The following is a 24,251-nucleotide window of genomic DNA, read 5'->3' as shown; positions in this document are numbered from 1 at the left end:
GTACTCTGCGCGTGATGCCGAATTCATCAGATCGAGCGACCGCGGACCAGGTCGCCTACGGGGACCATCCGTCGCAATTCATTGAGATCCACCGGCCGGAGGCCGACGGTCCGCGCCCGGTCGTGGTGCTCATCCACGGCGGGTTCTGGCGGCTGCCCTGGGACCGAACGCTGATGGAGCCGCTGGCGCGCGATCTGGTCGCGCGCGGCTTCGTCGCGGTGAACGTCGAGTACCGGAGGCTGGGCGAAGCGGGCGGCGGCTGGCCCGGGACCTGCGAGGACGCCGTCGCGGCGCTCCGCGCGACGGCGGAGCGGCTGGACGTCGGCCGGCTCGCGTTCGTGGGCCACTCCGCGGGCGGCCACCTCGCGCTGTGGGCCGCGCGCCACGCACCGACCCCGGTGCGCCTCGTCGTCTCCCAGGCCGGGATCGCCGACCTGCGCGCCGCGGCGCTGGCCGAGCTGGACGGCGGCGAGGGCCGGCTCCCGGCGGCCGTGGAGTTCATGGGCGGCCTGCCGGTCGAGGTGCCCGACTACGCGCTCGCCTCGCCGATCGAGATCCTGCCGCTCGGCCCGTCCGTGCATCAGCTGGTCGTGCACGGCGACGCGGACGACCGCGTCCCGTTCCAGCAGGGCGTCGACTACGTCGCGGCGGCGCGGGCGGGCGGCGACTCCGCCGAACTGGCCGCGTTCGACGGGATGGGCCACTTCGAGCTGATCGAGCCCGCGCACGCCTCCTGGCTCCGCACGGTCGCCGAACTCACCAAGCTGCTCGGCGCGTGACCGGGCCGGCGCCGCTTATCGGACGTACGCTGAGCGAATGACAGACTTCGCGATCCGCGCGGCCCGGCCCGACGAGGCCGCGCAGCTCAGCGCGCTCGCGCTGCGCTCGAAGGCACACTGGGGCTACGACGCGGCCTTCCTGGAGGCGTCCCGGCAGGAGCTGACGCTCTCGCCCGAGCAGATCGTGCATCGGCGCACGCAGGTCGCGGTCTCCCGGGAGCCGGAGAACGACGGCCGGCTCCTCGGCTTCGGCACGATCGAGGGCGAGCCCCCGGCCGGCGAGCTCGGCATGCTCTTCGTCGACCCGCCCGCGATCGGCACGGGCGTCGGCGGCGCGCTCTACTCGCACCTTGCCGAAATGGCCCTCGGACTCGGATTCCACCGCCTCACGATCGCCGCGGACCCGAACGCCGAGCCGTTCTACCTGGCCAAGGGCGCGGTACGGATCGGCGGGGTGCCCTCCGGTGCCGTCGAGGGACGCGTGCTGCCGCTGCTGGCCGTCGCGCTCTAGCCGTTTGCCGGTGGCCCGTTGTCGGTGGCGCGAGGGAGACTGCCCTTATGTGCCGAAGCATCAAGACCCTCCGCCCGCCGATGGCGACCGAAGTCGGCCCCGAGGACGTGCAGGCCGCCGCGCTGCAGTACGTCCGCAAGATCTCCGGCTTCCGCGCCCCGTCCGCTCGCAACCGCGCCGCCTTCGACGCCGCCGTCGAGGCCGTGGCCGCCGCGACGCAGCAGTTGCTGGACGAACTCGAAGTCAGGCCCGCGCCGGCGTCCGCCTAGACTCGGGCGCATGAGCAGCGAGAAGCGGCCGCGGCGGGCGCCCGAGCCGGGCGAGCGGCAGCGCGACGCGGAGCGCAGCCGGCAGAAGATCCTGGCCGCGGCGGTCGAGGAGTTCGGGGAGAAGGGCTTCGCCGGCGCCCGGGTCGTCAGCATCGCCGCCAGGGCCGGGCTCAACCAGCAGCTGATCTCGTACTACTTCGACGGCAAGCAGGGGCTCTACGACGCGCTGCGCAAGCAGTGGCTGGCCGAGGAGGCCCGCATCGCGCCGGACGACGTGCCGTACGCGCAGCGGCTCGAGGGATACCTCGACACGATCCTGGAGAACCCCGCTCGCGCCCGGCTGCTGCTCTGGCAGGCGCTCGACGACCAGCCCGACGACCAGCCCGACGACGAGAACGACACTGACACAGACACTGAGTCCGTACTCGAAGACATCCGCCGGTGCCAGCGCGACGGGGAACTCACGTCCGAGTACGACGCCGAATTCATCATGATCGTGTCCTGGGCCGCGATGATGACCCCGGTCGCCCTTCCGCAACTGGTACGCGGCTCGTACGGCGCGGATCCGGCCGCCTTCCGCGAGGCCTTCCTGCCGCAGCTCCAAAGGCTCTTCAGGAATGCTGGGCCGAGTTCTGAGCCGGAGGCTTGAGCGCGCACGGCAGCAGACTGAGCAGGATGCCGAAGCATCGGCGCCGGTCTGACGATCCGCATTTCCGATTGGTCCTTCCCAGCGAAGTTACCCGCGAGTACCCTCTGCCGAAGCGAACCGCTTCTGGACTAGCCGGGAGGCCCGATGCGTTCGATATCCAACCGCGGTGCCGCGGCGTGCGCTGTGACCGCCGCGACGCTCGCACTCGCGCTCGCGTCCTGTACGAGCTCTTCCTCACAGGCTCAGCCGGGCCCGGGATCGACGACCGGCGTCTCCGGCACCGCCTCGGCGAAGCCCTCCGACGGCGGCAGCTACTCGTCCGGCTCCGACGTGATCAGCGCCCTGAGGACGGCCGGTCATCCGTGCACGCCGGTCTCGAACAGCGACGACACGAACCTCAAGGCGCCGGGCCTGCAGAGCGTGGCCGCGTGCACGATCGCGTCGTCCGGCTCGTCCTCATCCGGCAGCTCCGTCACCGCGACCGTGTTCGACAATCACACCGACGCGCTCACCTATGCGACCCTGCTGACGTCCTCGCAGGCTTCGGGACTGCTGATCAGCGGCAAGTCGGAGCGCGCCGTGGTCGGCCGGAACTGGGTCGTGCTCGTGCCGGACGACACCGCGTACGCGCAGCAGGTCAGCTCGGCGCTCGGCGGCACGATCGTCAGCGCGACGAGTTCCCCGGCCGCGTGACCCGCGGGCTGCCGCCGGTCTGACCCGGCAGCCCGGCCGGCGGCTGACCGCGGGTCAGCAGGCCTTCGAGACCTGCTGCACCGTCTGCCGCGAGACCAGCTCGCCGAACACGATCAGGCGGCGGAACGCGTCGTACACCGGGTCGCAGGTCGTCAGCGTGATGTAGCGGCCCGGCTTCGCCAGCCCCGAGTGTCCGGGGACCCGATCCAGCACGTCGCCCTGATTCGCGGGCACGTAGACCGGGTTCTCGATGACGCGGTAGGTGTACGTGGTGTTCCCGTCCTGCACGATCACCGTGTCGCCGGCCTTGACCTCGTTGAGGTAGCGGAACATGTCGCCCCAGGTCCGCCGGTGCGCGGCCACGGCGAAGTTGCCCTGCTGCCCCGGCAGGTCGCTCGCCGGGTACCAGCCGACGCCCTGGCTCAGCTCCGTCTGCTGGGTGCCGTCCAGGATCGGCCAGACCTCCGGATTGCGGATCTGCGGGATCTGGATCGTCGCGAAGGGCTGCGCCGTCCGCGGCTGCACGCTCACCGAGGCCGCCCACTCGCGCCGCAGCGTGCACAGGTCGGTGTGCGCCTCGGCGCGCGCGACGATCCCGGTCCAGAACAGCAGGTAGAGGATGTAAAGTCCCACCAGCAATCCGAGCGTGATCAACAGCTCGCCCGTGGCAGAGGCCGTACCCTGCAGTGCTTTGCGAAGACCTGACATGTCAAAGGATCATGCCATCAGATTTCCGGCACTCCCGACATTCGGTGCGTTAGATCAACCGAACGAGTTAAATCGGGCGGGCTTCCCGACAGTCGCTAGGCCGGCGTCTCCGCCGCGTTCACCGCCATGAGCGCGAGTTCGGCCACGGCGCCGGCCGCGCGGAGCGGGATCATGTGGTCGCTGCCCGGGATGTTCAGCACGCGGCAGGACGGGAGGCGCTCGGCGATCGCCCGGCAGCAGTCCACGGCCATCGGGTATTCGAGGTCGCCGACGAACATGGTGGCCGGGGTCCCGATCTCGCCGAGCCGCTCGTAGACCGGCGGGTCCTCGTCGAGATACGGCGCCTGCCGCTCCATTCCGGCGATGGCGCTGCGTATCTGCGTCTCGACGGCCTCGCCGGCCCCGGCCCGCGCCCAGGTGCGCAGGCCTATCTCGACCGCGCTCTCCACGTCCTTCGCCTGGGCCGCGGCCGTCATCTCGGTCATGAACGGGTCGTCGGCCGGCCACGGATAGCCCGAGACGCCCGGGGCGAGCAGCAGCAGTTCGGCGACCCGGTCCGGCTCGGCGACCGCGAGGCTCAGCGCCGTCGCGCCGCCGCCGCTGTGCCCGGCCAGCACCGCGCGCGCCACTCCGAGCTGGTCGAGCACCGCGCGCAGTTCGTCGACCGCCGTGTAGCGTTTGGTCGGGGCCGAGGATTCGCCGTAGCCGAGCGAGTCGTAGCGCACGACGCGCGCCTGATCCTCCAGCTCGCCGGCTATCTCGTCCCAGATTCCCGAGTCGCCCCAGCCGGGATGCAGGAGGACGACGGGAATACCCTCGCCGCCGCTGTCTCGGACCCAGACCTCGCCACCGCCCGTCTGCACCATTAGCTCCATGACGGCGAGTATGCCCGTTGGCGCCGTTTTGTGCTGCAGGCGCGCCGTACGGGAGCGTTCGGTGTTTCTGGTGGGGCGTCAGGCGGCGGTGAAGCGAAGGTCGAGCACGATCGTCGCCGTGCCCGTCAGCATGCCCATCTGATTCCAGCCCATGCCGTAGTCGTGGCGGGAGATTTTCACCTCGCCCTGCACGGAGACCGAATCCGCGTCGTGCGTCTCCACGCTTACCGGGAACGTCAGCTTCCGGCTCGTGCCACGCACCGTCAGCTCGCCCTCGACCTGCGCCGTCCCATCCGCGGCGGGGGTGATCCGCGTCCCGGAGAAAGTTATCTCGGGGAACTGCGCGACGTCGAAGAAGTCCTGCGAGCGCAGGTGCGTGTCGCGCTTGGAGTTCTTCGTGTCCAGCGTCGCGCTCTCGACGACGAGCGTCCCCGAACCCGAGCCGTCCTCGGCCACCGCGCCGCCGCCACGGATCCCGGCGAAGCCGCCCTTGACGGTGACCAGGCCCCACATCGACTTGTGCTTGAAGCGGACTGAACTGCGCGCGGCGTCGAGGGTGAAGGAGCCTGAGAGGGGCGCGGGCATGGAGATCACCTTTCCGGATATCTACTAGCTAGATATTATCTTGCTGGCGAAATGTTAACCGGCTCGGCTAAGCTTGGCAAGGTGAAGGAATCAACAGCGACGGCGGACTCCGGGTCGACGCCCGGGTCGAGTCCCGGGGCGACCTGTCCGAGCGCGGCGGCCTCGGACGACGAGGTGCTGCGCGCCTGGTTCCAGCTCTACTCCGGGATGCAGAACGTCACCGCGGGCATGCTCGCCGAGGTCGAACGCAGCGGCGGACTCGCCGCCGCCGAGTTCCGGGTGCTCTGGCACCTGCACGGCGTGGCGGAGCGGCGCGCGCCGATGAACGAGGTCTCCCGGCTGCTCAACTTCTCCACCGCCGGGACGACGAAGCTGGTCGACCGGCTGACCGCGATGGGCCTGGTCGAGCGGCGCGCCGGTCCGGCCGACCGCCGCGTCATCCTCGCCGAGCTGACCGACGCCGGGGAGAGCGCCGCGACCAACGCCGCGCGCATCCTCGCCGACGCCCTGCGCGACCGCTTCCTCGGCCGCCTCGGAGAGCAGCGGATGACCGGACTGCTCGAGGCCTTCGAGATGCTCGGGGAGTCAGGCGAGTGCTGACGGCTCGACAGTCGTGCCGATCGCAGTTGCCCCGGTCGCGCGGCGCAGCCAGACCGCGAGCGTGACACAGACCGTCGAGGCGATGGTCAGCGACCACGCCACGGAGCCGCCGCCGAACACCTCGATCGCCAGGCCCAGCAACGGTCCGGCGGCCACGCCGCCGACGTTCGCCGCGAGGATCGCCGCCGTCGCGGCCCAGCGCACGTCCGCCGCCGCACGGTTCAGCCAGGGCAGCCCGGCCGGGAAGACCGGCGCGTTGAACAGTCCCGCCCCGGCCAGCGCGTACGGCGCGAGCGACGGGAGGGCCGCGAGCGCCAGACACGCCGTGGTCCCGATGCAGCTCACGCAGACGATCGTCGGCTCGCTCCAGCGCAGCATCAACGGCGCGACGAGGAAGCGCCCGACGGTGAGCATCAGCCAGAACCCGGACGTCGCGTTCGCCGCGTATTCCGGCCCGCGGCCGAGGAGCTGAAGGTACGTCGGCTCCCACGCGCCGACTCCGGTCTCGACGGCGACCTGGAGGGCGTAGAGCGCGAGGAACGCGATGACGATCGGTGCGAGGATCCGGGTCGTGCTGATCGATCGGCGTTCCGTCGCGGCTTCGCGCGCGCTTTCGCCGTCCCCGACCGTTCGCAGGACGAGCCCCGTCGCCACGAGGAGCACGGCGGTCCCGGCGAACGCGTACGGATAGTCGCGCGCGCCGAGCACGCTGATCAGCAGTGGCCCGGCGACCGCGCCGACGCCGTAGTGCGCGTTGAGGATGCTGAGCATCGCGGGGCTGCGCCGGCCGAATCCGATGGAAAACAGCTGATTCAGCCCGTAGTCCATGCCACCCGCGCCGAACCCGCTGATCAGGCTCGCGGCCAGTGCGAGAGGCCAGCTCCCGGCCAGCGCGAAGCCGAGCCCGCCCGCCGCCATCACCAGGAATGACGTGAGCAGCAGCCGGCCGTTGCGCAGGCGACGGTGCATCGTGCCGCCGACCAGCACTCCGGCGACCGCGCCGCCGTAGAACATGCTCAGTGCGAGGCCCGCTCCCGAGGGCGCGAGACCGAAGCGGGTCCGCAGCGCCGGGATTGACGGGCCGTAGTACGCCTGGAGCGCGCCGAGCAGCACGAAGCCCGCGCACGCCGCGACCGTCGCCGTTGTACTGAAAAGCCGCGGGCCTTCGCTAGCGCGCGACGGTCTCGCCGTCCCTCACCGTCGCGAACGGCCTGCCGTCGAGCGTCCAGTGCCGGTCCGGTTCGATACCGAGGCCGGCGAACACCTGCGCGGCGACGTCCACGTGCCGCAGCTCGCGGTCCGGAGCGACGCCGGGCGCGAGACCCGGGCCGCATGCCGCGATCCACGCCGTACGCTCCGGCACGGACCGGGCGCCGTGCCCGCCCTCATCTACGTGGCCGTGATCGGTGACGACGACGACCGTCCAGTCTTCGAGCTCGTACTCGGCCCGTTCGCGGACCGCGTCGAGCAGGCGGCCCAGCCGTGCGTCCGCGTTCTCGATGGAGTCCCGGTAGCGCGGGCCGCAGCCGTGCAGATGCGCGGTCTCGTCGGCCGCGCCGAGGTAGACGAACGCGGCGTCGATCGGATCACGGCGCAGCACGACCTCCGCGTCCACGGTGATCTCCTCGTCCGCCTGCTCCCAGGCTTCGGCCGTGTGCGCGTCCGGGCTCACGTAGAGCAGTCTCGTCGGTGCCGAGAACAGCGGGCCGCCGTCGCGCGCCAGCACCAACGGGTCCCAGCCCGCCGCGACGAACGTCTTGCGGCCGAGCATGCGCGCGAGACGCGTCGCGAAATCGGGGAAGACGCCGAGCCGGTGGCCCGTGAAGTCGTTGTTCCAGATGCCGTGCTTGCCCACGTGCACGCCGGTCACGATCGTCGCCCAGCAGGGCCCGGACATCGTCGGCGTCTGCTCGTCGATCAGCACCGGCGCGAGGAAGCCGGCGTCCCGCACGGAGTCGAGGTGCGGGGTGGCGAGCGCGTCGAGCAGATCGAGGCGTACCCCGTCGATCCCGACGACCAGAACGCGCCGGGTGCGTGGCTCGTCCATCCTGGATTCCCCCTGCCCGTCCAGATCCGAAGATCAGTTCGCCGAGCCTATCGGCCGCCGAAACGCACGTAAATACCGCTTCCCAGGAAAATGTCCGACCCCGGGTCTAGAGTCGTCCCATGTCCGATACACTGCTGTTGGCCGGAACGCGCAAGGGCCTGGTCCTGGCCCGAAAGCGTGCCGGGAGTTGGGAGACCGAGTCGCTCCAGCTGCCGATGCAGGCGATCTACGCCGTGGGCATCGACACGCGGGGGCCCGCGCCGCGGCTGTTCGCCGGGGCGACGAGCGAGCATTGGGGGCCGACCGTCCTGCACTCGGACGACCTGGGCCGCAGCTGGGGGGAGCCGGACCGCGCGCCGGTGGCCTTCCCCGAGAAGACGGGCACCGCGCTCGGCCGGGTCTGGCAGATCCAGCCGGGGCCCGCGGACCAGCCCGGCGTCGTCTACGCGGGTACCGAGCCGAGCGCACTGTTCCGCTCCGAGGACGGCGGGCGCAACTTCGAGCTGAACCAGGCGCTGTGGGACCACCCGCACCGCCCGGAGTGGGCACCCGGCTTCGGCGGCCAGGCGCTGCACACGATCGTGCCGTACCCGGGTCGGCCGGAACGGATGCTGGTGGCGATGTCCACCGGCGGCGTCTACCGCACCGTGGACGGCGGCCGGAGCTGGGACCCGGCGAACTCCGGCATCAAGTGCACCTTCCTGCCCGAGGGGGAGCAGTACCCTGAATTCGGCCAGTGCGTGCACAAGGTGGCGCCGGACGCGGGCGACCCGGAGCGGTTGTACCTGCAGAACCACAACGGCGTCTACCGCACCCAAGACTGGGGCCAGACCTGGACCGAGGCGGCGAAGGGCCTGCCGGGCGAGTTCGGCTTCGCCGTAGCCGCGGACAAGCACAAGTCGGGTCACGCCTATCTGTTCCCGCTGACCAGCGACGGGTTCCGGTTCACCCCGGAGTTCCGCCGCCGGGTCTACCGGACGCAGGACGGCGGCGAGGCCTGGCAGAGCGTGAGCGAGGGCCTGCCGGTCGAGGACTTCTACGGGCTGGTGCTGCGCGACGCACTGTGTACCGACGACGGCGAACCGGCGGGTGCGTACTTGGGCACGCGGACCGGCGAGCTCTACGCGTGCGCCGACGACCAGTGGACCACCGTGGCGACGGGGCTGCCCGACGTCCTCTCGGTCCGGGCGACGGTGCTCGACTGACGACGGAGGCGGGAACTGCCATGTACGGACACACCGAAGCAGTGGACGCGGCTGAGGCGGAGACCACGACGGCCACGGTCGTCGTCCCGAGCGCACTCGTCGGCTTCGCCGGCGGCCGCTCGCAGATCAGTGTCGAGGTGACCGAGGGCTCCGCCGGCGGTCCGCGCTCGCCGCTGACCGCCGTCCTGGACCAGCTCCAGCGCGAGGTCCCTTCGCTGGAGCGCCGGATCCGGGACGAGCGCGGCCAGGTGCGCGGCCACGTGAACATCTACGTGGACGGCGTGGACATCCGCGAGCTCGGCGGACTCGGCACGGTGATCGTCCCCGGCGCGACCGTGCATATCATCGCCGCGGTGAGCGGCGGCTGAGCCCGGATATCCTGCGCAGATGACCACGCGATCAGAGTCAGAGCACGCAGAGGCGTCCGGCGCCGCGTCGGAGGCCGGGAGCGGGGCCCCGGTCACCCAGGCGATCGTGCTGGCGGGCGGCAAGGGCTCGCGGCTGCGCCCGCACACCGACACCCGGCCGAAGACGCTGATCGAGATCCCGGGCACCGGCCGCACGATCCTCGAGCATCAGCTGGACTGGCTCGCCGAGGAGGGCGTGACCGACGTCGTCGTGTCCTGCGGCTATCTCGCCGAGGTGCTTGAGCAGTGGATCACGGACACGGTCCTGCCGGTCCGCGTCACGACCGCCGTCGAGGAGACCGAGCTCGGCCGCGGCGGCGGCCTCAAGTTCGCGGCCCGCAAGCTGCCTCGCCCCGAAGAACCCTGGTACGCGCTGAACGCGGACGTCTGGACGCGCTTCTCACTGCGCGACATGGCCGCGCTGCACGCGCGGACCGGCGTGCTCGGCACCCTCGCCCTCGCCCGTCCGCGCATCCCCTGGGGCGTCATCGAACTCGACGGCAGCGACATCGGCGGTGCTGACAATGTGCACGGCGGCAGCCTCATCGCCGACTTCGTCGAATCCCCGCCCACCCCGTGGCCGGTCAACGCCGGCGTCTACGTCTTCGCCCCCGAATTCACCCCGCTGCTCCCCGACCTCGGCGACCACGAGCGCACCACGTTCCCGGACCTCGCCCGCGAACGGAAACTCGCCGGATTCCTCATCCCCGAGGGCGTCTACTGGCGCGCCATCGACACGGCCAAGGACCTCGAGACCGCCGCCCGGGAACTCGCCGCGCTGCAGCGGCGGCAGCAGGCCGAGCTGAGGTAGAGCATTGCTACGCGGCTTCGCCCCCGAGCACGGCTATCGACGCCCAGACGCGCAGCAGGCCGAGGCCGGTGTGCTCGCTGCCCCAGTCCTTGGCGAGGGTGTCGACGATGAGCAGGCCGCGGCCGCTCTCGGCGTTGTCGGATCTGGCGGTCGCCGGGATCGCGGGCTCGTCCACGGCGTGGCCGAAGACCTCGGTCAGGACGCTGTCGCCGGTGTAGTAGAGCATCATCAGCACGTCGCGGCCCACGCCGTGCACGATCGCGTTCGTGACCAGTTCGCTGACGCAGGCCTCGACGGTCTCGCCGGCCTCGCGGTGCAGTCCCCAGCGGCTGACGGCGCCGAGCGCGTGGTGCCGGAAGCGGCCCGCGGCCTGCGGGGAGGCCGGGAGCGCGAGCGCGGTCCAGTCGTAGACCGGTTCCGCGCCGGCATAGCGGTCCGGGACGGCATCAGGCCCCGAGGACGTCGCGGCCGTCGAATGTGCGTGGGCCGAGGATTCCGGGGATGCGGGCTTCGGTGTGGGAGAGGGCGTGGGCTTCGGTGTGGGTGCCGGGGCTGTCATGCGCATCGTCATCGTCACCGTCGGACCGTCGTCCCGGTGACCCGTGGGTCGCGGTCGCCGGGCGGACGCGGAGCTCGGATGATCCTCGTGGTCGTCAGGACGCTGGTATCCCGGGAAGCGCCGGTGGGCCGGCGCGCGTCCCTACAACGGGGCTCCGGCTCGTACGGCTCGTTCCATACGGCTGCGCTCATCAGGCCTCCGCGGTGTTGGTCCGATCGCAGAATGTGTAGTACTACAGGTGTACCGCCGATTCGGTTGTGGTACCACAATGGTGGGCCGTCTTAGCCGAATCTTGACCGAAGAGACCTACACTCAGGACCAAGAGCGGCAGAAGGATCTACAGCATGACGTCGTACCGTGACATCGCCGACCGGATGGCTCAGGAGATCCTTCAACAGGAACTCGCTCAGGGCAGCCGTCTTCCCTCGGTGCGCGATCTGGCCGCACGGTACGAGGTGTCCGCGAAGACCGCGCACGCCGCGATCCGCGAGCTGCAGGCCCGTGGCCTGGTGCGTTCCTATCGCGGTGGGACGATCGTCTCGCCCTTCCAGTCGATACCGACCCCTGACGAACGGCTCGAGCGCGCGCTGGCCGGAGCCGGCGCGCTGCGGCCGATGGAGCGCGCGCAGATCACCTACGCGGGCTGGGCCGGGCCCGCGGTCGACACCGAGGACTGGCACGTCAAGCACGTGCATCAGGACGTGTACGACGTGCTCAAGCTGCCGCAGGACGTCATGCTCGCCCGCCGCGAATACGTCATCTACCAGCGCAAGCGGCTGATCTCGCTGACAGTGTCCTGGCACCCGCCGCGGATCGTCGAGCTCGTACCCGCGCTGCTGGTCGCCGAGCCGATCATGCAGGGCACGGTCGCCGCGCTGGCCGAGGCGGGCATCGAGTTCGGCCACGGCGCACAGACGCACCTCACGGCCCGCCGCGCGAGCGAGCGTGAGGCGCGGCTGATGGGCACCGCAGCGGACGATCCGGTGCTCGCGGCGGTCTCCCTGCGCGAGGACGCCGAGGGCCAGCCGGTGGAGTACGTGGAAACCGTCTACCGGGAGAAGGAGATCCTCTCCTTCAGCGTCTGAGGCCCGCTGTCACCGGCCCGCTTTCATCTCGGCGCGTCTCAGAGCGCTGCCTCTCAGAACGCTGTCTCTCCCGGCACTGCCTCTCCCGGCACTGCCTCTCAGAGCCCGAACTCGGCGCGCCGGTTCGCCGGGACCAGCGCGGCGTAGTCCGGGTGCTTCTGGATCCAGTCGCGGAAGAACGGGCAGAACGGCAGCACCTCGAGACCGGAGGCCTTCGCGTCGTCGAGCGCCTTCTGCGCCAGCCGCCCGGCAAGACCGCGCCCGCCGAAGGCCGGATCCACCTCCGTGTGCGTGAAGGAGATCTGCCCGGCCCCGCGCAGGTACTCCGCGCGACCTGCGAGCACGCCGTTCACGTGCGCCTCGTACCGCTCCGCTTCGGGGTGATCGACAACCTCAATCGTCTCTTCACTCTGCTGCTCACTCATCAGACTGCCTCCTAGGCCTGCCTCGCCCTCTTTCCCTCCGTGTACCACAATCATGACAGGGCTATCCGACACAGTGATCGTCAGGAGCGTCGTGAGCAATCTGGACCAGGCACCCGTGGTCACCGTCCGTGGCGGGCTGCAGCGCGTCTCGGCCGCGCCGGTGCGCGAGGTGCTGACCGCGCGGACCGTGCAGCTCGGCGAGAGTACGCAGGTCAGAAGGTTGTTGCCGAATATCCATCGGCGGATGGTGGGCGCGTGGTGCTTCGTGGACCACTACGGCCCTGACGATATCGCGGACGGCTCCGGCATGCAGGTGGCGCCGCACCCGCACACCGGCCTGCAGACGCTCAGCTGGCTGCACGAGGGCGAGGTGCTGCACCGGGACAGCGAGGGCAGCATCGCGACGATTAGGCCGTACGAGTTAGGCCTGATGACCGCCGGCCACGGGATCGCTCACGCGGAGCAGTCCCCGGTCGAGCACCCGCGGCTGCTGCACGGCGCGCAGCTGTGGATCGCGCTGCCGGACGCCTTCCGCGAGACCGCCCCCGCCTTCCAGCACCACGCGACCGACGAGCTGCCGCTCGCCACGACGATGGGTGGCCTGCGCGCGCGGCTGATGCTCGGCCGCTTCGACGGCGCCGCATCGCCCGGCACGTCGTACTCGCCGCTCGTCGGCCTCGACGTGGACCTGCGGGCCGGCGCGATCGGCGCGCTCCCGCTCGTGCTCGACTTCGAATACGCCGCGCTGGCGATGACCGGACGCGTCGAGGTGGACGGCGTGCCGATCGAGCCGGGAACGATGCTCTACCTCGGCTGCGGCAGGCGGGAACTGGCACTGCGCAGCGACGAGGGCGGGGCGGTGATGATCCTCGGCGGCGAGCCGTTCGAGGAGGAGATCGTCATGTGGTGGAACTTCATCGGACGCACCGGCGAGGAGGTGGCGGCCTACCGCGAGGCGTGGCAGGCCGCCGATGCGCGCTTCGGCGAGGTGCACGGCTACCAGGGCGACCGCCTCGCCGCGCCGCCGCTGCCGGGTGTTCCGCTCAAGGCACGCGGACGCGTGCGCTGAATCAGAGGGTGCGTTGCGTCAGGGTGCGTGCGCTGAATCAGAGGCCTACGGCACCTGCGGACGGGCCGGCGTGGTCTCCTGGGCGGGCATGGAGTTCGAGGTCGGCGGCGGGTACGGGATGCCGACGTCGAGCGTGCCCGCGAGCGCCTGAAGCACCGCCTCCGCGGCCGCGGAAGTGCTGCCGATTTTGGTGCTCGGCAGCTTCGGGAACGCCGTCGTCGGCGCCTGCGCGAAGTTGAAGGCGCCGGTGAAGTCGCCGACCGTCTGGCGGCGCCAGGCCTATGTTCGGTGCCTGCACGCCGAAGCGGGTCTCGATCAGCCGCAGCACCGAGGTGTGGTCCAGCGTCCCCGAGTACCGGAAGCCGCCCGCGGTGAACGGCGAGATCACCATCGCCGGGGTGCGGAAGCCGAGGCCGATCGGGCCGTTCACGCCGCCGGCGGCCGACGGCAGGGTGCTGAGCCACTCGCCCGCGGTGCCCTCCGGCGCGGTCGGCGGGACCACGTGGTCGAAGAAGCCGCCGTTCTCGTCGTAGACGATGATGACGGCCGTCCGCGCCCAGACCTCGGGGTTCGACACCAGCGTGGAGAGCAATTGCTGCACGTAGTACTCGCCGAAGGCGGGCGGCGCGGCCGGATGCTCGCACTCGGCCACCGCAGGCCGCGGCGCGTGGTGGAGCCGGAGCGCGAGGGCTCGGTACTGCTCTCGAAGGAGCCGCCTTCGGACGAGTTGTTTTCGGACGAGCTGCCTTCGGAAGAACGGCTGGACAGCGGTTCGGACACGACGGGGTCCCCCAGGATGGCCGGTGGGTGGCGCATGCAGAGCAGAAGTTACTACCAGGTAAGGTTCCGCGCCGTTGGGTGAAAGCCTCCGTCGAGTGAATTCTCCGCGGCACGGGAAACCTCTACGCTCCGTCACTCGTCATGTACGGTATGGAGGTCATGGCCGACGAGCCCCTCGCGTCGTCCCGCCACTGGAATCACAACGTGGCGTACCACGGCGTCGTCCGGCGCGCCGTGCCCTCCGGCGGTGTCGACCTGCTCGACGTCGGCTGCGGTCGCGGCCGGCTGGCCCGCGCGCTGGCCCTGAGCGATTCCCGGCGGCACGTGATCGGCCTCGACCCGTCCGGCGAGATGGTCGACGCGGCCCGCGCCGCGCACGAGGACGTGCCAGGGCTCGAATTCGTCGAGGGCGACTTCCTGGCCTGCGAGATACCGGCCGACAGCCTCGACTTCGTCTGTTTCGTGGCCAGCCTGCACCACATGGACCAGGCCCGCGCCCTGGCGAAGGCCGCCGAGATACTCCGCCCGGGCGGCCGCCTGCTCGTCATAGGCCAGGCCCGCGCGACCACGCTGCCCGAGCAACTCGTCAGCGCCCTGTGCGCGCCCGTCGTCTGGTTCAACGACCTGAGGCCCGATTTCGCGCCCGGCGACTTCCCGACCGTCGAGCCGCTGCTCGGCTGGCGCGAGACCGCCCGAATGGCCCGCGGCACGCTGCCCGAAGCGCACTTCCGCCGCCGCCTCTACTACCGCTATTCGCTGCGCTGGACCAAGCCGAGGACCAAGCCGAGCGGGTGACGTCTGGCGGGCCGGGGCCGAACGGTCGCGGCGCGTAGCGTGGGACCATGCCCGACTCCGAGTCTGAGAACGCGCGAGAGTTCGCCGCACTCCACCACGGCGACACGCCGCTGCTGCTGCCGAACGCCTGGGACCACGCGTCCGCTGCGCTGCTCGCCGACGCCGGATTCCGCGCCGTCGGCACCACGAGCCTCGGCGTGGCAGCCGCCGCCGGCCTGTCGGACGGCGCGCGTGCGACTCGAGCCGAGACCCTGCGTATCGCCAAGATCCTCGGCGCCGATCATCGCCACCTGGTCTCCATCGACGCCGAGGACGGATACAGCGACGATCCCGCCGAGGTCGCGGACTACGCACGCGAGCTCGCCGAAGCCGGAGCCGTCGGCATCAACCTGGAGGACGGACGGCCCGGCGGGACGCTCACCGATCCGGCCGTCCACGCCGCGAAGATCGCCGCGGTGAAGGAGGCGGCGCCGGAGCTCTTCGTCAATGCTCGAACGGACACATACTGGCTCGATCGTCAGCGCGAGGAGACGCCGGCACGGCTCAGGGCGTATCGGGATGCCGGAGCCGACGGCGTGTTCGTGCCGGGAGTGTCCGATCCGGCGCAGATCTCCGGGCTGGCCAACGGGTTCGAGCTGCCGCTCAACGTGCTGTACCGGCCCGGCGGACCGAATATCGCAGAACTCGGTGACCTCGGTGTGCGACGCGTCAGCCTCGGCTCGCTGCTTTTTCGCGTCGCGATCGGCGCGGCACTGGAAGCCGCGACGGCGATCCGCGACGGGCGGACCGCGGGCCAGAGCGCTCCGTCGTACGCGGACGTGCAGCGGCTCAGCGGCTAGATCGGCTGCATCAGCTACTTCAGCTGGATCGGCCAGCCCGGCTGGATCGTCCGGAGCGTCGCTAGATCGTCCAGAGACCGGCGCGGTGCGCGGCGGCCACGATGCGGTCCCGCTCGGGCAGGCTCAGCTCGCCGCGGCAGTCGCGCAGCTCCGCGTCGAGCCGTTCCCCGGCCACGACCAGCACGTCCGGATGGCCGTCGTGCGCGTCGATCCCGGCGGCGTCGACGAACGCCAGCACCGGGATGACCGGCACGACGAGGTCGCCCAGCACGTCGCCGAGCCGGCGCGTCACCGAGGCCGCCGCGATCCGGGCGTTCCTGAGGTACTCGCGGATCGAGTCGTCCACCCACACGACCTGGCTGCCCACCCGGATCCGCGCGCCCCGATGATGCAGGGTATTGATGGTGAATACGCCGGGCGGGCCGATGACCAGGTGCTCGATCTCGTCGCCGCCGTGCTCCTCGACCGCGCGCAGCACGTCCCAGCCGTCCCGCCCGAGCCCGGCAAGCCGCCGTCCGACGATCCGCTCGCCCCGCGAGCCGCGCCAGGGCGTGATCCGCCGCGGCCCGCGGGTCCGGGGACGCGGCGCGCTGGCCGAGAAGGTCTCGTACCCCTCCGTCCCGGCCAGCACCTCCGCGGGCGTCGCGGGGCGCTGCGGCATCAGGTGCAGCAGGCCCTCCGGCACCGAACCGCTCAGGAACGGACGCAGCACGCTGACGATCTCGTACGAGCGGGCGTCGTCCTTCACCGAGAGCTTCCCGGTCCGTACGTCGTAGTAGCCGAGCTGGGCGCGCGTGTCGGTGTCCTTCACGTACAGCCGGTGCTGCCCGTTGCGCTGCCATCGCTGCACCACCAGCGTCATGATCCCGCACACACCCCCTCTTGATCGGCTCCTACCCGGCCCGCCGCGCCGCTATTCGGCCTTGGGCTCCTGCAGGTCGGCCTCGATGTCCATGGTGATCTGCACCTTGTCGCCGAGGACCGAGCCGCCGCCGGGGATCGGGCCGTTGTAGCTCACGCCGAAGTCGTGCCGGTTGATCTCGGTCGTGGCCGAGAAGCCCGCCTTCATCCCGCCCTGGGCGCCGGGCCCGAAGGCGGGGGAGTCCAGGGTGAGCGTGATCGGTTTGGTGTTGCCGCGGATCGACAGGTCGCCGTCGAGCAGGAACTCGCCGTCCTCGAAGCGGAGGCCGGTGGAGGTGAAGGTGATCGTCGGATGGTTGGCCGCGTCGAAGAAGTCCGCGGAGCGGATGTGGTCGTCGCGCATCGGGTTGTTCGTGTCGATGGACGTGGCCTCGATGGTCGCCGAGACGCTGGTCTCGAGCGGGTTGTCGCGGGTGGTGAACTCCGCGGTGAACGCGGTGAACCGGCCGCGGACCTTGCTGACCATCATGTGCCTGATCGTGAAGCCGACATACGAGTGGATGTTGTCGACGGTCCACGTTCCGGCGGTGTAGTTCGGCACTTCGGGCAGGTCGGTCATCTGTGCCTCCTGAAAGGGGGAGAAACCTGTACTCAACCTTCTCCCCGACCCGCCCGAAGTGTCCAGCGGTGTGTGAGGGTTCTGCTACATTACAGCGCCCCGTCCCGCCAGGCGGCCCGTGCGGTCGGGTAGATCGGCCGGAAGCCCAACTCGCGGTACGCGCGGGTGACGTCGGGGATGCCGAACCAGGGGTCGGCGACCTCGCGCCCCGCGGCGGATTCGAGGTCGAAGCTCTGTCCGCCCAGCTCGAAGAGCTCGACCGCGGTGGACGACGCGTCGCCGGCGATGTTGTACGCCGCGTAGCCTCCGCCAGGACGCGGAGCCCTGATGGCACGCTGCACGCCCTGCGCCACGTCCGCGTGGTGCACCATCGCCAACTGCTGCTGCGCGGCCATATTCGTGAAGCGCGGCAGGCTCTCCACGATGTGCGGGTCGCCCTCGCCGTAGACGAAGGCCAGGCGCAGGGTGATGACGTCGAGCCCCGACTCCGCGCTCAGCGCCCGCAACTGCTCCTCGGCCTCCCGCTTGCTGTGCGGATACGCGCTGAACGCCTCGCTTGCCTCGGCCCGTAGCTCGTCGTCCTCGCGCACCGGACGGCCCACGCCCGGACCGTAGACGAGATTCGTGCTGATCTGCACAAATCGGCGCACTCCCGCGCCCGCACTCTCCCGCGCGAGGGTCACCGCCGCGTCCCGGTTCACCGCGTACATGTCCGCGGCGATCCGGGCCGGGTCGCGGAAGGTGGCGGCGCTGTTGACGACGAGGGTCGCGCCGTCCAGCGCCCGCTTGCGCGCCGCCGCGTCGGTCACGTCGCCGACCACCGCCTGCGCGCCCGCCGCCTCGAACCGCACGGCCGCCTCCGCCGAACGCACCAGCACCCGCACCTCGTCGCCCGGCTCTCGCCAGGACAGCAGGCGCGGCACCAGCCGCTGCCCGACCTTCCCGGTCGCGCCGGTCACCAGGATCTTCTCCGCCATCGTCGTGTTCCTTTCCTGTGGCTTCGGCCACCAGCCTGCCGCCGCGCGCGCCCGGATTGCAGAGACCGGCGTAGCCACGGACTGCCGGTCCCTGGCTAGCGTCCCGGGGCGGGGGGAGAATCGGAGCATGAACGGGATCGATCGCGCGGCGCTGGCCGACTTCCTACGTCGCAGCCGGGAACGCGTCGAGCCCACCTCCGTGGGCCTGCCGCCGCGCGGCCGCCGACGTACCCCGGGCCTGCGCCGCGAGGACGTCGCCCAGTTGGCCGGAATCTCGGTGGACTATTACGCCCGCCTGGAGCAGCAACGCGGTGCGCATCCGTCCGAACAGGTGATCGGCGCGCTGGCCCGCGCCCTGCGCCTGTCCGAGGACGAGTGCGACTACCTGCACCGCCTCGCCGGCTACCAGACCCACGCGCGCACCACCGCGTCCGGCTACGTGCGCCCCGGCCTGCTGCTCATCCTCGACCGCCTCGTCGACGCCCCGGCGCAGGTCATGAGCGACAGCGGCCAACTGCTCGCGCGCAACGCCCTCGCCGAGGCCGTCTTCGGCGGACCCGCGCTCCCCGGACGGGCCGGCAACGCCATCTGGAACCTGTTCGCCAACCCGGCCACCCGTCCACGGGTGCTCCCTGAGGAACTCCCCGGCATCCTCGCGAACCACGTCGCCAACCTCCGCGCCGTGCACGCCCGCCGCCCGAATGACGACGAGGTCAATGCCCTCATCCGCGACCTGCTCGAGGTGAGCACGGAGTTCCAAGAGCTCTGGGACCGGCACGACGTGGCCGTGCTGCGCAGTTCGAGGAAGACGATCCTGCACCCCGAGGTCGGCCGCCTCGACCTCGACTGCGAAATCCTCCTCGCCCCCTCCGGCGAGCAGTCCCTGATCCTTTTCACCGGCCGTCCCGGCACGGACACCGCCGAGAGGCTCAAGCTCCTGCGCGTCCTCGGTCGCGAGAGCTTCGCCGAGCAGCACGAAGTCCGCTGACCACGGGCGGAAGGCGTCGGAATGAGCCGGATACTGCCGGACGAGTGATTGTGCCCGGCCGAACGGGGGACTGACGCGTCACCAGACGGTAATACAAGCCGTTGGATGAAATCTGGCTCTTCGTAGTCGAGCGACTACGAAGAGTGTCCGCAGCGTGCGTGGGGTGCGCCGCGGCGCAGAACCATCCGAAGGCAATCACCATGCCCCGTACCAGACGCCTCGCCGCCGCCGGACTCGCCGCCGCGACGCTGGCCCTGGCCGGAGGCTCCGTAGCCGAGGCCGCCTCCAGCGGTCTCGGTGTCGTCTCGGTCCAGCCGAACCCGGCCTCGCCGGGCAGCACCGTCTGGGTCTGGGACGGCGACCAGTGCGCGGGCACCAGCGGTACCGCCAGCTCCAAGGCCTTCACCTCTTCGGCCATGCTCGGCCAGCTCGACAACATGCTCGGCGGCAGCACCATGGTCGCCAAGGTCAAGCCCGGTACCTACAAGGTCACCGTGACCTGCAGCGGCAAGAACTTCACCGGCTGGGTCGTCGTCGCCCCCAGAGGCGGGGCGCGGGAGACGGCGCCTCGATGCTGTCCTCCGGCGGCAACATGGCCGCGGGCACCGCGCTGGCCGCGGCCGGTCTCGGTGTCGGCGCGCTCGCGCTGCGCCGCCGTCGCGCGCACAACAACTGACGACGGGTCATTCCGCCGCTTCGAACGGTCCGTGGGCATCAGGCGCCGATGCTCGCGGACCCTCGCTATTTCTCCGGCTTTTTCGCGTTCTCCGCCGTCAGCTCGTCGAGCAGTACGGACAGGTGACTGTGCGACGGGTCGGCGGCGCCGGTCAGCAGTGTCACGGTGCCGGACTCGCCCTTCGTTCGCAGTTCGGCGAGCCGCTCCCGCTGCTCCGGCGCGGAGAGTTCGGCGGCGTACCGGTGCGAGAACTCCTCGAAGCGCTCTTCGCGATCGGCGTGGAACCAGGAGCGCAGCTCGTTCGACGGGCTCAGGTCCTTGGCCCATTCGTCCAGATGCGCGGTCTGCTTCTTCACACCGCGCGGCCAGAGGCGGTCCACCAGCACGCGCGTCCCGTCCGCCTCGGCAACGGGCTCGTATACCCGCTTGACTCGAAATCCGCTCGGCATCCGCGCAACGCCTCCTCACCTCAGTTCACGGCGACCAGTACCTTGTCACCCGGTCCGATCCGGCCCGGCGCCATGACCTGAGCATATGCACCGGCGCAGGGCTCCGGCGCGACGTCGGCCAACGGGGCGATGCGGTTGTGCAGGGCGACCGTGCGCAAGGCCATCGGGTCCTTCCGCAGCGTGCCGTGCTCGAGTGTCGGAACGGCGCAGCGCGGGGTCGACGCGATGATCTTCAGCCGCAGGTCGGCACCGATGCGGACCTCGCGGCCGAGCCAGTCGTTCTCGACGAACCCGTGTGCGGTCGCGGCCGTGCGGATCACCAGGTTCGGCCGGTAGCGCTGCACCTCGATCGCGCCACGCGGGCCGAGCTCGGCGATCCGATCCAGCGTGGACGTCGTGATCAGGTGCAGCGGAGCGAAGTCGACGAACGTCTCGGGCGCGTCGTCGGAACCGATGTGAATGACCTTCGCCTCGACCTCGGCGGCCACGCCCGCGCTCAGCACCGCATCCGGGATCGAGCGGTCGAGCGTGGCGTTCTCGGGTGGCGTGTCGGCCAGGTGGACGGGCCTTCCGATGTACGCGGACAGCCGCTCATCGGCATCGGCATCCGTACTCCACAGCGGCTTCGCGCCCGGCAGCGCGATACGCACGCCCGCCCCATCCTCCATCACGGCAACGCATTTCAGCAGGTCGCGCCACAACCGCGGCATCTTCGCGCTGGCGACCTTCCCGGACTCGCGGTCGATGAGCGCGAGCCGCCGATCCCCGGGCACTCCGCGCTCGTCGACCGTTGCGCGCGCGACCCGTTCGCCGAGCATTGACTTGACCGGATAGCGCCACAATTCCTCGATCGCGCCCACCTCGCACACGGCCCCGCTCCCTCCGTCGCGTGTCACTCCCCACACTACGCGGTGGATTGATAGCGTCCGCCGTATGGACCTACGGTTGGTCGGCAGGCGGGCACTGGTGACCGGGAGCTCCTCCGGGATCGGTGCCGAGATCGCGCGGATGCTGGGCCGCGAGGGCGTGCGCGTCGTGGTGCACGGGCGCAGCATAGAGCGCGTGCAGGCGGTGGCGTCCGAGATCGCGGCCGAGGGCGGACGCGCGGCCACCGCGATCGGCGACCTGACCGTGGAGACCGAGCTCGGCAACGTGATCGCCGGGGCGGAAGCGGCCTTCGACGGCATCGACATCGTTGTCAACAACGCGGGCGGCACCGCGGTCGAGGCGGCGCACGGTCTGCTGGACACCCCGGGCGACGAGTGGCTGCGCAGCTATCGGCAGAACGCGCTGCCCGCCGTCCGACTCGCCCAGGCCCTCGTGCCGCCGATGCGCGAGCGCGGCTGGGGACGGGTGATCCAGATCGCGTCGCGGCTCGCCGAGATGCCCGACCCCGAGTTCGGCCCGTACGCCGCGGCGAAGGCGGCCGTGCGCAACCTGACGGTCAGCCTGGCGAGGGAGCTCGCCGGCAGCGGCGTCACCGCGAACGCCGTCGCCCCCAGCATGATCTGGACCTCGATGGCCGCGCCCTGGTTCAAGCAGTTGGCGCTGGAACAGGGGAGTCAGGACCCGAGGGTCGGCGAGGAGTACGCCATCAAGCACCTGTTCCACCAGCCCGTGCACCGCGCCGGCCGACCGGAGGACGTGGCCGCGGCCGTCTGCTTCCTGGCCAGCCCGCTCGCGGACTACATCTCCGGCGCGACGCTGCGCGTGGACGGCGGCGCCACGCCCACGGTCTGAGCCCCGCTCACCAGGACCGCGCTTGGCGGCGCTCGTCCCGTTCGGCGACCCAGCGGTCGAGCAGCAGCCCGACCTCGTCGTCGAGGAACAGGAAGAAGTCGCGCATCTCGGCGATCCGCTCCCGGGCCGCGCCGCCTTCATCGAGCGCGTTGACGCCCTGATCCGACAGGTCGGCGAGCCGCTTGTACAGGCCGCCCTTCACGATCGCCGCGGTGTACCAGGCGTTGCGCGGCACCTCATACGCGTCGCTGCGCGATCCGGGCACCGGAACGCGGTCGATGAGATGGAGCTGCTGCAGGTAGCGGACCGCGCCCGAGATCGCCGCCGCGCTCACGTCCAGCCGCTCGGCCAGCTCGCCCGCGGTCAGCCGCTCCTCGTCCGCGGACATCAAGGTCATCAGCACCCGCGCGGCCATCCGCGGGAAGCCCCAGTCCGCCAGGAACATGGCCATCTGCTCGACGAAGGCCCGCACCTCGAGCTCGCTCCGCATCTCACTCATGTTCCAACTATACGCGATTAACAACTTTCACAAGTTTGTGAAACTGGTGTAGCCTCGAAAGCATGGAGGACATCATCGAGGTGGCGGGGCTGCGCAAGAGCTTCGGTCGGACCGTCGCGTTGGACGGTCTGGATCTGGCCGTGCGCTCCGGTGAGGTGCACGGGTTCCTCGGACCCAACGGCGCGGGCAAGTCCACGACGCTGCGCGTGCTCCTCGGCCTGCAGCGCGCGGACGGCGGCCGGGTCAGGCTGCTCGGCGGCGATCCGTGGCGCGACGCGGTGGCGCTTCTCCGCGCTGCTGCTCGTCATCGCCGGCGCGGGCGCGGGTCTGGCGCACGGCGGGCGCTCGGGCGCTCTCGGCTCCCAGCTCGCCCAGCTGACCGGCGCCGGGCTGATCCAGGTCACGGCCGTGTGGGTGGTCGTCGGGCTGACCGTCGCGGCCTACGGGTTCGCGCCGCGGGCCAGCGCGTACGTCGGCTGGATCGCGGTCGGTGTCTGCATCCTGCTCCAGGAACTCGGCCCGATCCTCAAGCTCAGCCACTGGATCACGGACATCTCGCCGTTCGCGCAGGTCCCGCGCGCCCCCGGCGTCGCCGTCGGCGCGGAACCGCTGCTCATCATGACGGCCCTCGGCGCGGCCCTGCTCGCCCTCGGCCTCGCCGGCCTCCGGCGAAGGGACATCGGCTGACGGCCGGGGCCGGGCACCTCGGAGCCGTCAGAGCCAGTCGCGTCGCTTGAATTCGAAGTAGAGCAGCCCCGAGAGTCCCAGGATCAGCCCGGTCGAGGTCCAGAACCCAGTCTCCGTGCCGAAGGCGGGATACGGCACGTTCTGCCCGTAGAAGCCGGTGATCGCCGTCGGCACGGCGACGATCGCGGCCCAGCTGGTCACCTTCTTCATGATCAGGTTCATCCGGTTGCTCTGGATGGTCAGCTGGGTCTCCCGGACGGTCGCGAGCAGATCCCGGAGGCTGTCCGCCCAGTCGGCGGTCCGCAGCACGTGGTCGTAGACGTCCTGGTAGTAGGGCGCCAGTTCGGACGGGAGGTGGTTCCACCGCATTATCGCGTTGACCACCTCGCGCATCGGGGTGATCACGTGCCGCGCGGTGACCAGGCCGCGGCGCAGGTCGAAGGTCTGCCGCAGCACGGCGGACGAGTCCCTGCCGTCCGCAGTCTCGAAGATCAGGTCGCTGAGGTTCTCGATCGCGTCGTCGAGGGACTGCAGCGCGTTGAAGTAGCCGTCGACGATGTAGTCGAGCAGGCCGTAGACCAGAAACGGCATGCCGTGCTTGAGCAGATCGGACGATTCGTCCCAGCGGCGCACGATCTCGTCGATGTCCAGCGTGTTCGGGTCGTGCACGGTGATCAGCGCGCGGTGGGTGATGAAGGCCAGCATCATCGACGCGTTGAGGTCGCCGGCGTCGTCGCCGACCAGCTTCACCTGGTAGGCGGTCAGCACGAGGTGGTTCTCGTAGCGGTCGCACTTGGGGCGCTCACTCAGGTGCGTGGCGTCCTCGATCGCGAGCGAGTGCAGGCCCAACTCCTCGCGCAGCTGCTCGAGCTCCTCCGGCGTCGGGCTCTCGAGGTCGAACCAGACGGCCGCGTCCTCGTACTCGATCCAGTCCGAGACGTCGGCCAACGGGAAATTCTCCGCGACCAGCCGACCGGACCGATAGGCACGGCTGCGCCTCGGGCTCGGCGCCTTGACCTGCCCTGAATCCTGCGCTGCGTCGTCCGCTTCTTCCGCCACGTCTG

30 protein-coding genes and 1 pseudogene are annotated in these 24,251 nt (G+C 70.7%); 16 read left to right on the top strand and 15 right to left on the bottom strand.

Going from position 1 to position 24,251, the window contains the following annotated elements:
* The first annotated feature begins 14 nt into the window (after positions 1–14).
* The 5 genes from VG296_RS05075 (at position 15) to VG296_RS05055 (ending at position 2,901) form a co-directional block, all read left to right on the top strand.
* Positions 15–779: an alpha/beta hydrolase family protein gene (locus tag VG296_RS05075; RefSeq protein WP_325563562.1), complete on the top strand. Its 765-nt coding sequence runs from the start codon at positions 15–17 to the stop codon at positions 777–779.
* Positions 780–816: 37 nt separating this feature from the next.
* Positions 817–1,290 (top strand): GNAT family N-acetyltransferase, encoded by a 474-nt coding sequence (locus VG296_RS05070; RefSeq protein ID WP_325563560.1) that lies wholly within the window; start codon positions 817–819, stop codon positions 1,288–1,290.
* Positions 1,291–1,337: 47 nt separating this feature from the next.
* A complete protein-coding gene (locus VG296_RS05065; protein WP_325563558.1) occupies positions 1,338–1,559 on the top strand; it encodes a DUF2277 family protein in 222 nt (73 codons plus the stop codon).
* Positions 1,560–1,569: 10 nt separating this feature from the next.
* Positions 1,570–2,208, top strand: a complete 639-nt coding sequence (locus VG296_RS05060) for a TetR/AcrR family transcriptional regulator (protein ID WP_325563556.1) — start codon at positions 1,570–1,572, stop codon at positions 2,206–2,208.
* Positions 2,209–2,352: 144 nt separating this feature from the next.
* On the top strand, positions 2,353–2,901 hold the full coding sequence (locus VG296_RS05055; RefSeq protein WP_325563554.1) for a hypothetical protein: 549 nt from the start codon (positions 2,353–2,355) through the stop codon (positions 2,899–2,901).
* A gap of 54 nt (positions 2,902–2,955) precedes the next feature.
* Here the strand turns inward: VG296_RS05055 and VG296_RS05050 are convergent, their stop codons facing one another.
* The 3 genes from VG296_RS05050 to VG296_RS05040 form a co-directional block, all read right to left on the bottom strand.
* Positions 2,956–3,609: a class E sortase gene (locus VG296_RS05050; protein WP_325563552.1), complete on the bottom strand. Its 654-nt coding sequence runs from the start codon at positions 3,607–3,609 to the stop codon at positions 2,956–2,958.
* Positions 3,610–3,704: 95 nt separating this feature from the next.
* Entirely contained in the window at positions 3,705–4,484 is a 780-nt protein-coding gene (locus VG296_RS05045) for an alpha/beta hydrolase (protein WP_325563550.1), read from the bottom strand.
* Between the two features lie 78 nt (positions 4,485–4,562).
* Positions 4,563–5,069: a YceI family protein gene (locus VG296_RS05040; protein ID WP_325563548.1), complete on the bottom strand. Its 507-nt coding sequence runs from the start codon at positions 5,067–5,069 to the stop codon at positions 4,563–4,565.
* Between the two features lie 81 nt (positions 5,070–5,150).
* Between VG296_RS05040 and VG296_RS05035 the strand changes: the two genes are divergently transcribed.
* A complete protein-coding gene (locus VG296_RS05035) occupies positions 5,151–5,669 on the top strand; it encodes a MarR family winged helix-turn-helix transcriptional regulator (protein WP_325563546.1) in 519 nt (172 codons plus the stop codon).
* Here VG296_RS05035 and VG296_RS05030 read toward each other — a convergent pair.
* Positions 5,655–6,782, bottom strand: a complete 1,128-nt coding sequence (locus VG296_RS05030) for an MFS transporter (protein ID WP_325563544.1) — start codon at positions 6,780–6,782, stop codon at positions 5,655–5,657. The genes VG296_RS05035 and VG296_RS05030 overlap by 15 nt on opposite strands.
* Before the next feature lie 55 nt (positions 6,783–6,837).
* On the bottom strand, positions 6,838–7,716 hold the full coding sequence (locus tag VG296_RS05025) for an alkaline phosphatase family protein (RefSeq protein ID WP_325563542.1): 879 nt from the start codon (positions 7,714–7,716) through the stop codon (positions 6,838–6,840).
* A gap of 119 nt (positions 7,717–7,835) precedes the next feature.
* On the opposite strand from VG296_RS05025, the gene VG296_RS05020 reads away from it, so the two are divergent.
* From VG296_RS05020 to VG296_RS05010, 3 genes are read left to right on the top strand one after another with little or no spacing between them, the layout of a single operon-like run.
* Complete coding sequence (locus tag VG296_RS05020; protein WP_325563540.1) at positions 7,836–8,921, top strand: hypothetical protein; 1,086 nt, start codon at positions 7,836–7,838, stop codon at positions 8,919–8,921.
* 20 nt (positions 8,922–8,941) lie between these two features.
* Complete coding sequence (locus tag VG296_RS05015; protein ID WP_325563538.1) at positions 8,942–9,289, top strand: MoaD/ThiS family protein; 348 nt, start codon at positions 8,942–8,944, stop codon at positions 9,287–9,289.
* Between the two features lie 19 nt (positions 9,290–9,308).
* Positions 9,309–10,139 (top strand): nucleotidyltransferase family protein, encoded by an 831-nt coding sequence (locus VG296_RS05010; RefSeq protein WP_325563536.1) that lies wholly within the window; start codon positions 9,309–9,311, stop codon positions 10,137–10,139.
* 7 nt (positions 10,140–10,146) lie between these two features.
* Here the strand turns inward: VG296_RS05010 and VG296_RS05005 are convergent, their stop codons facing one another.
* Entirely contained in the window at positions 10,147–10,710 is a 564-nt protein-coding gene (locus tag VG296_RS05005; RefSeq protein ID WP_325563678.1) for an ATP-binding protein, read from the bottom strand.
* A gap of 332 nt (positions 10,711–11,042) precedes the next feature.
* Between VG296_RS05005 and VG296_RS05000 the strand changes: the two genes are divergently transcribed.
* A complete protein-coding gene (locus tag VG296_RS05000) occupies positions 11,043–11,783 on the top strand; it encodes a GntR family transcriptional regulator (RefSeq protein WP_325563534.1) in 741 nt (246 codons plus the stop codon).
* Positions 11,784–11,881: 98 nt separating this feature from the next.
* Here VG296_RS05000 and VG296_RS04995 read toward each other — a convergent pair whose 3' ends face one another.
* Positions 11,882–12,208: a GNAT family N-acetyltransferase gene (locus tag VG296_RS04995; protein ID WP_325563532.1), complete on the bottom strand. Its 327-nt coding sequence runs from the start codon at positions 12,206–12,208 to the stop codon at positions 11,882–11,884.
* Between the two features lie 91 nt (positions 12,209–12,299).
* Here VG296_RS04995 and VG296_RS04990 point away from each other — a divergent pair, with 91 nt between their 5' ends.
* A complete protein-coding gene (locus VG296_RS04990) occupies positions 12,300–13,277 on the top strand; it encodes a pirin family protein (RefSeq protein ID WP_325563530.1) in 978 nt (325 codons plus the stop codon).
* A 37-nt stretch (positions 13,278–13,314) separates the two neighbouring features.
* Here the strand turns inward: VG296_RS04990 and VG296_RS04985 are convergent, their stop codons facing one another.
* Positions 13,315–13,929, bottom strand: coding sequence for an alkaline phosphatase family protein (locus VG296_RS04985; RefSeq protein ID WP_325563528.1), 615 nt, complete (start codon positions 13,927–13,929; stop codon positions 13,315–13,317).
* 287 nt (positions 13,930–14,216) lie between these two features.
* On the opposite strand from VG296_RS04985, the gene VG296_RS04980 reads away from it, so the two are divergent.
* The gene (locus VG296_RS04980; protein ID WP_325563526.1) at positions 14,217–14,852 is read left to right on the top strand and encodes a class I SAM-dependent methyltransferase; all 636 of its coding nucleotides are present in this window, start codon (positions 14,217–14,219) and stop codon (positions 14,850–14,852) included.
* A gap of 47 nt (positions 14,853–14,899) precedes the next feature.
* Positions 14,900–15,691, top strand: a complete 792-nt coding sequence (locus tag VG296_RS04975) for an isocitrate lyase/phosphoenolpyruvate mutase family protein (RefSeq protein WP_325563524.1) — start codon at positions 14,900–14,902, stop codon at positions 15,689–15,691.
* A gap of 61 nt (positions 15,692–15,752) precedes the next feature.
* Here the strand turns inward: VG296_RS04975 and VG296_RS04970 are convergent, their stop codons facing one another.
* The 3 genes from VG296_RS04970 to VG296_RS04960 all read right to left on the bottom strand — a co-directional run bounded on the left by VG296_RS04970 (position 15,753) and on the right by VG296_RS04960 (position 18,148).
* On the bottom strand, positions 15,753–16,544 hold the full coding sequence (locus VG296_RS04970) for a nuclease-related domain-containing protein (protein WP_325563522.1): 792 nt from the start codon (positions 16,542–16,544) through the stop codon (positions 15,753–15,755).
* Between the two features lie 60 nt (positions 16,545–16,604).
* The gene (locus tag VG296_RS04965) at positions 16,605–17,171 is read right to left on the bottom strand and encodes a YceI family protein (protein WP_325563520.1); all 567 of its coding nucleotides are present in this window, start codon (positions 17,169–17,171) and stop codon (positions 16,605–16,607) included.
* An 89-nt stretch (positions 17,172–17,260) separates the two neighbouring features.
* Entirely contained in the window at positions 17,261–18,148 is an 888-nt protein-coding gene (locus VG296_RS04960; RefSeq protein ID WP_325563518.1) for an NAD-dependent epimerase/dehydratase family protein, read from the bottom strand.
* A 127-nt stretch (positions 18,149–18,275) separates the two neighbouring features.
* On the opposite strand from VG296_RS04960, the gene VG296_RS04955 reads away from it, so the two are divergent.
* Entirely contained in the window at positions 18,276–19,136 is an 861-nt protein-coding gene (locus VG296_RS04955) for a helix-turn-helix transcriptional regulator (RefSeq protein WP_325563516.1), read from the top strand.
* Between the two features lie 741 nt (positions 19,137–19,877).
* On the opposite strand, the gene VG296_RS04950 is transcribed toward VG296_RS04955, so the two are convergent.
* Both VG296_RS04950 and VG296_RS04945 read right to left on the bottom strand, forming a co-directional pair.
* Positions 19,878–20,261 (bottom strand): DUF488 domain-containing protein, encoded by a 384-nt coding sequence (locus tag VG296_RS04950; RefSeq protein WP_325563514.1) that lies wholly within the window; start codon positions 20,259–20,261, stop codon positions 19,878–19,880.
* A 20-nt stretch (positions 20,262–20,281) separates the two neighbouring features.
* Entirely contained in the window at positions 20,282–21,130 is an 849-nt protein-coding gene (locus tag VG296_RS04945) for an MOSC domain-containing protein (RefSeq protein WP_325563512.1), read from the bottom strand.
* A 64-nt stretch (positions 21,131–21,194) separates the two neighbouring features.
* On the opposite strand from VG296_RS04945, the gene VG296_RS04940 reads away from it, so the two are divergent.
* Positions 21,195–22,001, top strand: coding sequence for an SDR family NAD(P)-dependent oxidoreductase (locus VG296_RS04940; protein ID WP_325563510.1), 807 nt, complete (start codon positions 21,195–21,197; stop codon positions 21,999–22,001).
* A gap of 7 nt (positions 22,002–22,008) precedes the next feature.
* Here VG296_RS04940 and VG296_RS04935 read toward each other — a convergent pair whose 3' ends face one another.
* Positions 22,009–22,500 carry a GbsR/MarR family transcriptional regulator gene (locus VG296_RS04935; protein WP_325563508.1) on the bottom strand — a complete coding sequence of 164 codons (492 nt, stop codon included), beginning with the start codon at positions 22,498–22,500 and terminating at the stop codon, positions 22,009–22,011.
* A gap of 62 nt (positions 22,501–22,562) precedes the next feature.
* Between VG296_RS04935 and VG296_RS04930 the strand changes: the two are divergent.
* Positions 22,563–22,802, top strand: a pseudogene (locus tag VG296_RS04930) (ATP-binding cassette domain-containing protein); the annotation flags it as partial.
* A 412-nt stretch (positions 22,803–23,214) separates the two neighbouring features.
* Here the strand turns inward: VG296_RS04930 and VG296_RS04925 are convergent.
* The gene (locus tag VG296_RS04925) at positions 23,215–24,246 is read right to left on the bottom strand and encodes a magnesium transporter CorA family protein (RefSeq protein WP_325563506.1); all 1,032 of its coding nucleotides are present in this window, start codon (positions 24,244–24,246) and stop codon (positions 23,215–23,217) included.
* Positions 24,247–24,251: the final 5 nt, after the last annotated feature.

It is taken from the genome of Actinospica sp., from assembly GCF_035552695.1.
GTDB lineage: Bacteria > Actinomycetota > Actinomycetes > Streptomycetales > Catenulisporaceae > Actinospica.
Note: the sequence above shows the minus strand (reverse complement) of the source record. Positions and strands in the feature narration are given on the sequence as shown.

Excerpts from the sequence above, each read along its gene's own strand:
- VG296_RS04995 (WP_325563532.1), bottom strand. The coding sequence starts at position 12,208 with ATGAGTGAGCAGCAGAGTGAAGAGACGATTGAGGTTGTCGATCACCCC.
- VG296_RS04940 (WP_325563510.1), top strand. The coding sequence starts at position 21,195 with ATGGACCTACGGTTGGTCGGCAGGCGGGCACTGGTGACCGGGAGCTCC.
- VG296_RS04950 (WP_325563514.1), bottom strand. The coding sequence starts at position 20,261 with ATGCCGAGCGGATTTCGAGTCAAGCGGGTATACGAGCCCGTTGCCGAG.
- VG296_RS04965 (WP_325563520.1), bottom strand. The coding sequence starts at position 17,171 with ATGACCGACCTGCCCGAAGTGCCGAACTACACCGCCGGAACGTGGACC.
- VG296_RS05000 (WP_325563534.1), top strand. The coding sequence starts at position 11,043 with ATGACGTCGTACCGTGACATCGCCGACCGGATGGCTCAGGAGATCCTT.
- VG296_RS04980 (WP_325563526.1), top strand. The coding sequence starts at position 14,217 with ATGGCCGACGAGCCCCTCGCGTCGTCCCGCCACTGGAATCACAACGTG.
- VG296_RS04935 (WP_325563508.1), bottom strand. The coding sequence starts at position 22,500 with ATGAGTGAGATGCGGAGCGAGCTCGAGGTGCGGGCCTTCGTCGAGCAG.
- VG296_RS05075 (WP_325563562.1), top strand. The coding sequence starts at position 15 with ATGCCGAATTCATCAGATCGAGCGACCGCGGACCAGGTCGCCTACGGG.
- VG296_RS05060 (WP_325563556.1), top strand. The coding sequence starts at position 1,570 with ATGAGCAGCGAGAAGCGGCCGCGGCGGGCGCCCGAGCCGGGCGAGCGG.
- VG296_RS05015 (WP_325563538.1), top strand. The coding sequence starts at position 8,942 with ATGTACGGACACACCGAAGCAGTGGACGCGGCTGAGGCGGAGACCACG.
- VG296_RS05050 (WP_325563552.1), bottom strand. The coding sequence starts at position 3,609 with ATGTCAGGTCTTCGCAAAGCACTGCAGGGTACGGCCTCTGCCACGGGC.
- VG296_RS04975 (WP_325563524.1), top strand. The coding sequence starts at position 14,900 with ATGCCCGACTCCGAGTCTGAGAACGCGCGAGAGTTCGCCGCACTCCAC.
- VG296_RS04960 (WP_325563518.1), bottom strand. The coding sequence starts at position 18,148 with ATGGCGGAGAAGATCCTGGTGACCGGCGCGACCGGGAAGGTCGGGCAG.
- VG296_RS05070 (WP_325563560.1), top strand. The coding sequence starts at position 817 with ATGACAGACTTCGCGATCCGCGCGGCCCGGCCCGACGAGGCCGCGCAG.
- VG296_RS05010 (WP_325563536.1), top strand. The coding sequence starts at position 9,309 with ATGACCACGCGATCAGAGTCAGAGCACGCAGAGGCGTCCGGCGCCGCG.
- VG296_RS05045 (WP_325563550.1), bottom strand. The coding sequence starts at position 4,484 with ATGGAGCTAATGGTGCAGACGGGCGGTGGCGAGGTCTGGGTCCGAGAC.
- VG296_RS05040 (WP_325563548.1), bottom strand. The coding sequence starts at position 5,069 with ATGCCCGCGCCCCTCTCAGGCTCCTTCACCCTCGACGCCGCGCGCAGT.
- VG296_RS05055 (WP_325563554.1), top strand. The coding sequence starts at position 2,353 with ATGCGTTCGATATCCAACCGCGGTGCCGCGGCGTGCGCTGTGACCGCC.
- VG296_RS04955 (WP_325563516.1), top strand. The coding sequence starts at position 18,276 with ATGAACGGGATCGATCGCGCGGCGCTGGCCGACTTCCTACGTCGCAGC.
- VG296_RS05025 (WP_325563542.1), bottom strand. The coding sequence starts at position 7,716 with ATGGACGAGCCACGCACCCGGCGCGTTCTGGTCGTCGGGATCGACGGG.
- VG296_RS05005 (WP_325563678.1), bottom strand. The coding sequence starts at position 10,710 with ATGACGATGCGCATGACAGCCCCGGCACCCACACCGAAGCCCACGCCC.
- VG296_RS05065 (WP_325563558.1), top strand. The coding sequence starts at position 1,338 with ATGTGCCGAAGCATCAAGACCCTCCGCCCGCCGATGGCGACCGAAGTC.
- VG296_RS05020 (WP_325563540.1), top strand. The coding sequence starts at position 7,836 with ATGTCCGATACACTGCTGTTGGCCGGAACGCGCAAGGGCCTGGTCCTG.